Origin of the sequence: Thioalkalivibrio sp., assembly GCF_041685615.1 — a bacterium.
Taxonomy (GTDB): domain Bacteria; phylum Pseudomonadota; class Gammaproteobacteria; order Ectothiorhodospirales; family Ectothiorhodospiraceae; genus Thioalkalivibrio.
Genome location: NZ_JAWLFK010000028.1, coordinates 24,534 through 33,872, shown reverse-complemented (window position 1 = coordinate 33,872; position 9,339 = coordinate 24,534). Strand labels below are relative to the sequence as shown.

7 protein-coding genes are annotated in these 9,339 nt (G+C 67.4%); 5 read left to right on the top strand and 2 right to left on the bottom strand.

Annotated features, from left to right (window positions below; genetic code table 11):
- Positions 1-209 precede the first annotated feature (209 nt).
- The gene (gene clpB / locus ACESLR_RS07380) at positions 210-2,792 is read left to right on the top strand and encodes an ATP-dependent chaperone ClpB (protein ID WP_373024364.1); all 2,583 of its coding nucleotides are present in this window, start codon (positions 210-212) and stop codon (positions 2,790-2,792) included.
- Between the two features lie 120 nt (positions 2,793-2,912).
- On the opposite strand, the gene ACESLR_RS07375 is transcribed toward clpB, so the two are convergent.
- Entirely contained in the window at positions 2,913-3,392 is a 480-nt protein-coding gene (locus ACESLR_RS07375) for a cupin domain-containing protein (RefSeq protein ID WP_373024310.1), read from the bottom strand.
- Between the two features lie 241 nt (positions 3,393-3,633).
- On the opposite strand from ACESLR_RS07375, the gene ACESLR_RS07370 reads away from it, so the two are divergent.
- From ACESLR_RS07370 to ACESLR_RS07355, 4 genes are all read left to right on the top strand, one after another.
- Positions 3,634-4,944 (top strand): lipase family alpha/beta hydrolase, encoded by a 1,311-nt coding sequence (locus tag ACESLR_RS07370; protein ID WP_373024311.1) that lies wholly within the window; start codon positions 3,634-3,636, stop codon positions 4,942-4,944.
- Positions 4,945-5,052: 108 nt separating this feature from the next.
- Positions 5,053-6,204 carry a putative zinc-binding metallopeptidase gene (locus ACESLR_RS07365; protein ID WP_373024312.1) on the top strand — a complete coding sequence of 384 codons (1,152 nt, stop codon included), beginning with the start codon at positions 5,053-5,055 and terminating at the stop codon, positions 6,202-6,204.
- Between the two features lie 79 nt (positions 6,205-6,283).
- On the top strand, positions 6,284-7,939 hold the full coding sequence (locus tag ACESLR_RS07360) for a BCCT family transporter (RefSeq protein WP_373024313.1): 1,656 nt from the start codon (positions 6,284-6,286) through the stop codon (positions 7,937-7,939).
- A gap of 305 nt (positions 7,940-8,244) precedes the next feature.
- Entirely contained in the window at positions 8,245-8,529 is a 285-nt protein-coding gene (locus ACESLR_RS07355; RefSeq protein ID WP_024327200.1) for a hypothetical protein, read from the top strand.
- Between the two features lie 62 nt (positions 8,530-8,591).
- Here ACESLR_RS07355 and ACESLR_RS07350 read toward each other — a convergent pair whose 3' ends face one another.
- Entirely contained in the window at positions 8,592-9,170 is a 579-nt protein-coding gene (locus ACESLR_RS07350; RefSeq protein ID WP_373024314.1) for a TM2 domain-containing protein, read from the bottom strand.
- Positions 9,171-9,339: the final 169 nt, after the last annotated feature.

Sequence of the window (9,339 nt, the reverse complement as noted above, 5' to 3'; positions counted from 1 at the left end):
ATGACGGTGCGTCCCTGTCCCGGTCATATAGCCCGGACCCGCATGGCGAACGCGGCGAGTGCCCTCCGGATGGAATACCCAGATGTTCGCCCGGCGCGGTGCCGACTGGCTTGTGCGGGAGTGCGTCCTTCTATCCTTGAAGCTCAGGGGATTGCCCCCATCATTGGTGTCAATTCATCCAGATTTGATTGAGGGGTTTCCTAATGCGAATGGATCGCCTGACGACCAAGTTCCAGTCCGCCATCGCGGACGCACAATCGCTCGCGGTAGGCCGCGACCACCAGTTCATCGAGCCCTCCCATCTGCTTCTGGCCTTGCTGGACCAGGAGGGGGGCACCATCCGCCACGTGCTCGACCGTGCTGGCGCCAATGTGCGCCAGCTGCGTTCCGCCCTGGGCGAGGCGCTGGATCGCCTGCCGAAGGTGGAGGGCGCCGCAGGCGAGGTGCACGTATCCAACGACCTGGGGCGCATGCTGAATGTCTGCGACAAGCTCGCCCAGGAGCGCAAGGACCAGTACATCCCCAGCGAGCTGTTCCTGCTCGCGGCCATCGACGAGAAGGCCGGTGTGGGCGAGATGCTGCGCAACGCCGGTGCCAACAAGGACTCCCTGGAGAAGGCCGTGGACGATATGCGCGGCGGCGCTCAGGTGGACGATCCGAACGCCGAGGAGAATCGCCAGGCGCTGGACAAGTACACCATCGACCTCACCGAGCGCGCCGAGCAGGGCAAGCTGGACCCGGTGATCGGGCGCGACGAGGAGATCCGCCGTTCGGTCCAGGTGCTGCAGCGCCGCACCAAGAACAACCCGGTGCTGATCGGCGAACCCGGGGTCGGCAAGACCGCGATCGTCGAGGGCCTGGCCCAGCGCATCATCAACGGCGAGGTGCCCGAGGGCCTGAAGGACAAGCGCGTGCTCTCGCTGGATCTGGGCGCCTTGCTGGCCGGGGCCAAGTACCGCGGCGATTTCGAGGAGCGGCTGAAGTCCGTGCTCAAGGAGCTCTCGCAGGAAGAAGGCCGCGTGATCCTGTTCATCGACGAGATCCATACCCTGGTGGGCGCCGGCAAGGCCGAGGGCGCGATGGACGCCGGCAACATGCTCAAGCCGGCGCTGGCGCGCGGCGAGCTGCACTGCATCGGCGCGACCACGCTGGACGAATACCGCCAGAACATCGAGAAGGACGCCGCCCTGGAGCGGCGTTTCCAGAAGGTGCTGGTGGACGAGCCCACGATGGAAGACACCATCGCCATCCTGCGCGGGCTGAAGGAGCGCTACGAGGTCCACCACGGGATCGAGATTACCGACCCGGCGATCGTGGCCGCCGCGCAGCTGTCGCAGCGCTATATCACCGATCGCCAGCTGCCGGACAAGGCGATCGACCTGATCGACGAGGCCAGCTCGCGCATCCGCATGGAGATCGATTCCAAGCCCGAGTCCATGGACCGCCTGGAGCGCCGCCTGATCCAGCTGAAGATCGAGCGCGAGGCCCTGAAGAAGGAGGCCGACGAGGCGTCGAAGAAGCGTCTCGGCACGCTGGAGGAGGAGATCGAGCGCCTGGAGCGCGAATACTCCGACCTCGAAGAGGTGTGGAAATCCGAGAAGGCCTCGGTCTCCGGCGCCGCGCAGTTGAAGGAAGAGCTCGAGCGCGCGCGCATCGAGCTGGAGACCGCCCGCCGTGCCGGTGATCTGTCGCGCATGTCGGAGCTGCAGTACGGGCGCATCCCGGATCTGGAGAAGTCGCTGGCCATGGCCCACGAGATGGAGAGCCAGGAGACGCAGTTGCTGCGCACCAAGGTGACCGACGAGGAGGTGGCCGAGGTCGTGTCGCGCTGGACCGGCATCCCGGTGGCCAAGATGCTGGAGGGCGAGAAGGACAAGCTGCTGCGCATGGAAGAGGCCATCGGCGATCGCGTCGTTGGCCAGTCCGAGGCCGTGCGTGCGGTGGCCAATGCCATTCGCCGCTCGCGGGCGGGACTGGCGGATCCGAACCGGCCAAACGGCTCGTTTCTGTTCCTCGGCCCGACCGGGGTCGGCAAGACCGAGCTGACCAAGGCCCTGGCATCGTTCCTGTTCGATACCGAGGAGTCCATGGTGCGCATCGACATGTCGGAGTTCATGGAGAAGCACTCGGTGGCACGGCTGATCGGGGCGCCCCCGGGCTATGTCGGCTACGAGGAGGGCGGCTACCTGACGGAGGCCGTGCGCCGCAAGCCGTACTCCGTGATCCTGCTCGACGAGGTCGAGAAGGCGCATCCGGATGTCTTCAACGTGCTGCTTCAGGTGCTGGACGACGGGCGCCTGACGGACGGCCACGGGCGCACCGTGGACTTCCGCAACACGGTGATCGTGATGACCTCCAACCTGGGTTCGCAGCAGATCCAGGAGATGGCCGGCGAGGAGAACTACGACGCGATGAAGGGCGCGGTGATGGAGATCGTCGGGCAGCACTTCCGCCCCGAGTTCATCAACCGCGTGGACGACGTGGTGGTCTTCCATCCGCTGGAACGCGAGCAGATCCGCGCGATCGCCGACATCCAGCTGCAGTACCTGCGCAAGCGGCTGGAGGAGCGCGACCTGTCGATCACCATCACCGAGGCCGCGCTGGATCACCTGGGCGCGGCCGGGTTCGACCCGGTGTACGGCGCACGTCCGCTCAAGCGGGCCATTCAGACGCAGCTGGAGAACCCGCTGGCGCAGTCGCTGCTGTCCGGCGAGTTCGGCCCCGGTGACACGATCCAGGTGGACATGGCCGGCGACCAGCTCGCCTTCACCCGGGCGGCCGAGGCCGCCTGATCGGTCCAGGACCCCTTGCGATCCAACAAGGCCCGCCTCCGAGCGGGCCTTTTGTCCGGGCGCAGACAGAGAGGGAGGCGGTCGATGGCCGCATCCGGTGGTGGTTGGGTGATGTCCGACTCAGTGGTCGCGGGTGGCGTGCGCGTCCACCGGTTCCTCGAATGCGATGAACAGGATGCAGTCCTCGTCCGATATGCAGTGGGTGGCATGTGCCCGCCTCGCGGGGCCGTAGGCATAGGTGCCCGGGCGCAGCACCACGGGATCCTGGTCGTCGTAGTCCACCTCCATCTCGCCGCGGACAAGCACCATGCGTTCCGCGCTGGTGTGCCAGTGGCGGGGCGCGGTGGTATTGCCGGGAAGGAGAAAGAAGACGTCGGCATTGGGCTGCGCCGGGTCGCCCTGCAGGATGGCGAGCCGGCAGCCATCCGGCATGAAGTCCGGGCACGGGGCCCATTCGAGGTCGGGGGAGTCGGGTTCGTGGATGAAGGCCGGGTCCTGGTCCGCCGGCGCCGCTGTCCAGGCGGCGACGATGGCGAGGGCCGCCGCGGCCGAGGCGAGCCGGGATACGGGCCCGGTGGGCCGGATGTCGCGTTTGGGCATGATGCACCTCCTGCGGGTCAAGGCTTCACCCGGCCGCGCTCCGGGTGGGCGTTGTCGTGGCGTGGCTGACCGGCCGGGTCGGGTGCGGCGGGCCGGCTTTTACCTGTAACCCTAGCTGCATCTAGGCGGAGTGCCTTCGACGATCTTGCGGTGGCTGGCCGGATGTTGCGGTTGGTGGGAATGGGCCGCCGGTTGGCTTTCCGGGTCGCTACACTTGGGGATCGGGAGATGGCGTCTGGGGATGTTCGAAATGGCTTGGGTACGGGTGTGGACGGTCCTGGCACTGGCGTGCGGGCTCGCGGGGTGTTCGCTGCTGGATGCGCGGGAGCAGCTGGCGCGCATCGGCGGGACCTGTGTGATCAGCGGCACGGTCGGGTCGGACGAAGGCGGGGATGGGGCGGAGCGGATTGGGCCCTACGTGGTGGCGGTGTTTCGTGAGCCCGTCGCCGGGGTCGTGGTACCCGAGCCTGTGGACCACGTAGTCAGTGCGCGCGGCGGGAACTGGTTCTTTGCCCTGGAGCCGGGGCGCTACAGCGTGCTGGCCTTCCGCGACGAGGATGGCGATCGTGTACACCCGGCCGGCGCGCCGGTCGAGTACGTGGCGGGCGGCGATTCGCTGGACTGCGGTCCCGGTGGTCGCCTGACCGGGATCGACGTCCGCCTGGATGGCAATGACCGTCTGGCCCATGTCATTCGGCTGCCGGAGACGCGCCGCTCGGCAGATCCAGCGAGCCCGGACATGGCGCCGCTGAGCCTGGGCCGGGTGACGGCCTTTGGCGAAATTATCCACCTGGGCGATCCGCGCTTTGCGCCCGAGGTGGCGCGCGGCAGCCAATGGCGTCCGCTGGATTTCGTGCTGGAGGGGTATGCCGGGGTGTACTTTCTGGAGCCCTACGATCCGGCACGGACGCCGGTGCTGTTCGTCCACGGGATGAACGGCTCCCCGCGGGACTTTGCCGGGCTGCTGGAGGCCGTGGATCGCGAGCGCTATCAGCCGTGGTTCTACTATTACGCGTCCGGACTGCCGCTGCAGTCGGCCGCGGCGCACCTGGCACAGGTGGTCGAGGAGCTGGAAGTGCGGCATGGCGTGGATTCACTGCCGGTGGTGGCGCACAGCATGGGCGGGCTGGTCGCTCGTGGCTTTCTGAATGAACGCGCCCGACGCGAGGCGGCGGCGCCGGTGCCGGTCATGATCACCTTGTCCACGCCCTGGGCCGGGCACGAGCGCGCCCGGCGGGGTGTGGAACGCTCGCCAGTGGTGATCCCGGTCTGGCGCGACATGGCACCGGGCAGCGACTACCTGGAGGGCCTGTTCACGGATCCGGCGGCGGAGGCGACCGAACTGCATCTGCTGTTCGGGTACCAGCGCGGGGAGGGTGGAGCGCGCTCCACCGCGGACGGCGTGGTCACGCTGGCCAGCATGCTGCACCCGCCGGCCCAGCGCGAGGCGGCCTCGGTCTTCGGCGTGGCGACGACGCACGTCGGCATCCTGTCGCATCCGCTGGTGCTGGAGCGGGTGGACGATCTTCTGTCCGCGGGGCCGGGCGAGTGATGTCTGTCGCGCGGGGCTTGGCACCGCGACGGCGCAGCGGGATCGGCGTAGTCTGAAGGGATGCCCGCCGAGTGGAGGTTCGCGGCGAGCTTGCCAGCGGGGAGCGCGATGCAGTTATTCGAGTGCGAGGTTTGTGGTCAGGGGGTGTATTTCGACAATACCTTCTGTACCCGATGCGGCCACCGGTTGGGATTCCTGCCAGACCGCCTGGAAGTCTCCGCCCTGGTGCCGGCGGGGGAAGCGGTGGGGGCCCGCGGGCGACCGATCCCCGGCGGCCTGTGGCGGGTGGCCGATGAGCCGGACGGGCTGTTTTACCGCCAGTGCCGGCACTACGCGGTGGACGCGGTGTGCAACTGGATGGTGCCACATGAGGAAGCCGAGCCTTTCTGTCGGGCCTGCCGCCTGAATCGGACCATCCCCGACCTGAGCGTGCCGGGCAACGCGCGATTGTGGGAGCGCCTGGAGACCGAGAAACGGCGACTGGTGTACGGGCTGCTGCGTCTGGGCCTGCCGGTGGTGCCGCGAAAGAATGATCCGGCGGGGTTGGCGTTCGACTTTCTGGCCGATCCGGCTCCCGAATTCCGCGAGGGCGGCGGTGTGGTCACCGGCCATGCCAACGGGTTGATTACCATCAACATCGCCGAGGCCGACCCCGCGGTACGCGAGCGCATGCGCGAGGCCATGGCCGAACCCTACCGCACCATCCTCGGCCACTTCCGTCACGAGTCCGCGCACTACTACTGGGATCGCCTGATCCGTGGCACTCACTGGCATGAGGCCTTTCGCGAGCGTTTCGGCGACGAGCGCGCGGACTATGACGGGGCCTTGCGGCGCCACTATGCCCATGGGCCGCCGGCGGACTGGCAGGCCTCGTTCGTCTCCGCCTATGCCAGTTCGCATCCCTGGGAGGACTGGGCCGAGACCTGGGCCCACTACCTGCATATCGTGGACACCCTGGACACGGCCTCGGCCTACAACATGGACATCGTCCCCGCCGCAGGCCCGTCAGCCCGCCTGGGGGCACAGGGACAGGTGCCGGCCTTTGACGCCTATGCCACGGCGAGCTTCGACCTGTTGCTGGAACACTGGCTGCCGCTGGTCAGCGCGCTTAACAGCCTGAACCGCAGCATGGGTCATCCGCATGTCTATCCCTTCGTCCTGACGGCCACCGCCATCGCCAAGCTGGCGTTCGTGCACCAGGTCATTCAGGATTTCCGCACGGCTACCCGTGCGCAGCCGACGGACGCCACGGGCACCTGAGCGGTCGGCCGGCACCGGCAATCGCCGAGCTCTTGCCCCGCTCCTGCGAGAACCCGACGCACCAGCGAAAGGACGCGAGATGTACAACGTTGCCACCCGCGGCCCGTTCAAGGGGCTGAATCCGCGCGTTGCGCCGTTGGCGCTGATCCTGGTGGTGATCATCGCCCTGCTGGGGGTTTACCGTACAGAACAGCTGGGCGCGGTCGTGGGCGATGCGCGCACCTTCATTACGCCGCTGCTGGAATGGTACTACGTGGTGGTCATGGCCTTTTTCCTGGTCATGGTGATCTGGCTCGGGGTCGGTCGTTACAAGAACGTGCGCCTGGGGCGCGACGACGAGGTGCCGGAGTTCACCACGCTGTCCTGGCTGTCGATGCTGTTCGCCGCGGGCATGGGCGTCGGCCTGCTGTTCTGGGCGGTGGCCGAGCCACTGTCGCATTACGGCGGCAACCCGTTCCTGATCGACAATGGCGACCAGGCCGGGGCCGCGGATATGTCCATGGTCCTGACCTACTTCCACTGGGGGCTCAACGCCTGGGGTGTGTTCGCCCTGCTGGCGCTGATCCTCGCCTATTTCGGCTTTCGCAAGGGCCAGCCGCTGGCCCTGCGTTCGGCCCTGCAGCCCCTGATCGGCAAGTACAGCCATACCTGGCCGGGGGACCTGGTGGATCTGCTGGCGATTATCGCCACGGTGTTCGGGATCGCGACCACCCTGGGTCTGGGCATCCAGCAACTGGAGGCCGGACTGGCACACACCGTGGGTCTCTCGCTGGAGGGGGATCGCGGCCTGCTGATGCTGACCGCGCTGCTGACCGTGGTTGCCATCGTATCGGTGGTGACCGGGATGCAGGCCGGGGTGCAGCGGGTCAGCCAGGCCAACCTCTGGCTCTCCGTTGCCCTGCTCGGGCTGTTGCTGCTGGCGGGGCCGACCCAGTACCTGCTGGCCCTGGTCGTGCAGTCCAGCGGCAGCTACATGCAGAACCTGCTCGGCCTTTCGCTCTACACTCACGCCCACCACGTGGACGAGTGGCACTCGGAGTGGACCGTCTTCTACTGGGGGTGGTGGCTGGCCTGGGCGCCGTTCGTAGGGCTGTTCATCGCGCGGATCTCGCGCGGGCGCACCCTGCGCGAATTCGTGATGGGCGTGTTGCTGGTGCCCACCCTGATCACCTTCTTCTGGCTTGCCCTGCTGGGGGGTACGGCGCTGCACGCCGAGGTCGAGGGCATCGCGAACATCGCCGACCGGGTCTCCGAGGACCTCACCATGGCGACCTTCGCCACGATGGAGACCCTGGAGCCCTGGTTGGTCGCGAAGACCGGCGCCGTTCTGATCACGGTGCTGATCGCGACCTACCTGCTGACCTCCGCCAATGCCGGCATCGTGGTTATCAACACGTTGCTGGCGCATGGTTCGATTGAACATCGTGCCATCCACCTGGTCCTGTGGGGGGCGACGATCGGCCTGGTGACCGGGGTGCTGCTGTTGGCGGGCGGCCTGGAGGTCCTGCAGAACGCGGTCATCCTGGCCGCGCTGCCGTTCTCGCTGGTGATGCTGATGATGGTGGTGGGCCTGATGCGTGGCCTGGAAGGCGAGCGCTATGCGCCGCGCCCGGGCGAGCACACGGTCGCCCCCAGCGAGCCGTGGGCGATCCCGCCGGACCGCGTCCACGAGGACTTCGACGTGGACGACGATGCCCCCGAGGCCCGCGCCGAAGACGACCGCCGGGGTCCCTGACGACCCCGGTCTTCCACCACGACGAAAACCGTAAAGAGCGATTAACAGGAAGTTGGGAAGACAGGAAGAATGAAGGGGTGGAAATCCCATGCGCTTCGCAGTGGGTGTTCGGGGCTATGCATCCAATGCACCTTCATCCAAAGCAATCCTTCCGACCTTCCCTTCTTCCTGTAAATGCTCTTTGGTTTTTCGGGCGCTTGGTGGTGAGCAGCAGGAAAGGCCCGCGCATCCTGCGTCCACTTTCGGGGTGGCGGGGCATGCCGTAGCCTGTGGGCGACTAGTTTACGAACCGCGAGAGGAACCCCATGAGCGATACCCTGCAGTTGTCCGGCGAACTCATCCAGAAGGTCCAGGATGTGCTGACCGAGGTGGATCCGAAGGCGCAGCAGCCCATCGTGGCCGTGCAGTATCTGAGTGCGATTACCGGGTTCATGGTGGCGCAGATGCCCGAGTCGGTGAACGAGCGCAAGGAATACCTGAAGCAGCTGTCCGAGTTCACCGAGTCGGTGTTCGTCGACGTCGAGAGCCGCAAGCAGGCCGCCCCGCCGCCGCAGGAAGCCAGCGGCGTGTGGCGCCCCGGCGACAACTGACCGGGAGCGCTGGCGGGCCGCCAATCGGCTGGGAGAGCCGGGCGGCCCGCCGGGTCCGGCGGTCAGCCTTTGTCGTCGCCTTCGTTGCGGTCCTTGCGCATCTGGCGCAGCATGGCCTCCTGCTCGTTGAAGCTGGGCATGCGCCGCTTGCCCCCCACGTCGCGGTCTTGGTCGTTGGCCCCGGCGAGTCCGGACTGGCCGGGCTTTTCGGCTTCCTTGATCTGCCGGTATTCGTCCAATTCGCGGCGGGCATCCTCGTCGCTGGTGTAGCGGCCGCGATAATCCTGCGGTGGCTTGTGACCCTTGCGCAGGAAGACCTGCTTGCGCAGTTCCTTGTTGTAGTCGGTGACCCGGCGGTCGATCCACCACAGGTCGACCAGCGCCCACAGCACGCCGATGCCCAGTGGTGCGAGCCACCAAGAGGCCGGCGCGAAAAGAACGGAGGCGAGGGTGGCGGCGCCGAGCAGCAGGAAGCTGGTGCCCCCCAGGGGCTCGCGCAGGTAGAAACGGTGCAGCCCCAGCGGAAACAGGACCCAGGCGGCGTAGGCCGCGGGCCGGGTGCGCATCTCGCGGGCGAGCCTGGCGTTGACGGACTGCAGTCCGCCGCCTTCCAGGTCCAGCTCCTTCCAGGCCTTGCTCATCCCTGCCTCCGTTGCGTTCGCGTATGGGCCTACGGTAGCCGCATCCGGTTATGCCGGGCGATTGTGCGGGTGTCGCGCGCGGGTTTTCGGGGACTGCGGGTCCTGCACGCGCCCGCAGGGGTGCCGCGTTCTCCCCGGGCCGGGGAACGGGAACCGGGGCGGCAGTCCC

What these genes read in the sequence shown, in the direction of transcription:
- clpB (WP_373024364.1), top strand. Translation starts at nt 210, where the DNA reads ATGGATCGCCTGACGACCAAGTTCCAGTCCGCCATCGCGGACGCACAA.
- ACESLR_RS07375 (WP_373024310.1), bottom strand. Translation starts at nt 3,392, where the DNA reads ATGCCCAAACGCGACATCCGGCCCACCGGGCCCGTATCCCGGCTCGCC.
- ACESLR_RS07370 (WP_373024311.1), top strand. Translation starts at nt 3,634, where the DNA reads ATGTTCGAAATGGCTTGGGTACGGGTGTGGACGGTCCTGGCACTGGCG.
- ACESLR_RS07365 (WP_373024312.1), top strand. Translation starts at nt 5,053, where the DNA reads ATGCAGTTATTCGAGTGCGAGGTTTGTGGTCAGGGGGTGTATTTCGAC.
- ACESLR_RS07360 (WP_373024313.1), top strand. Translation starts at nt 6,284, where the DNA reads ATGTACAACGTTGCCACCCGCGGCCCGTTCAAGGGGCTGAATCCGCGC.
- ACESLR_RS07355 (WP_024327200.1), top strand. Translation starts at nt 8,245, where the DNA reads ATGAGCGATACCCTGCAGTTGTCCGGCGAACTCATCCAGAAGGTCCAG.
- ACESLR_RS07350 (WP_373024314.1), bottom strand. Translation starts at nt 9,170, where the DNA reads ATGAGCAAGGCCTGGAAGGAGCTGGACCTGGAAGGCGGCGGACTGCAG.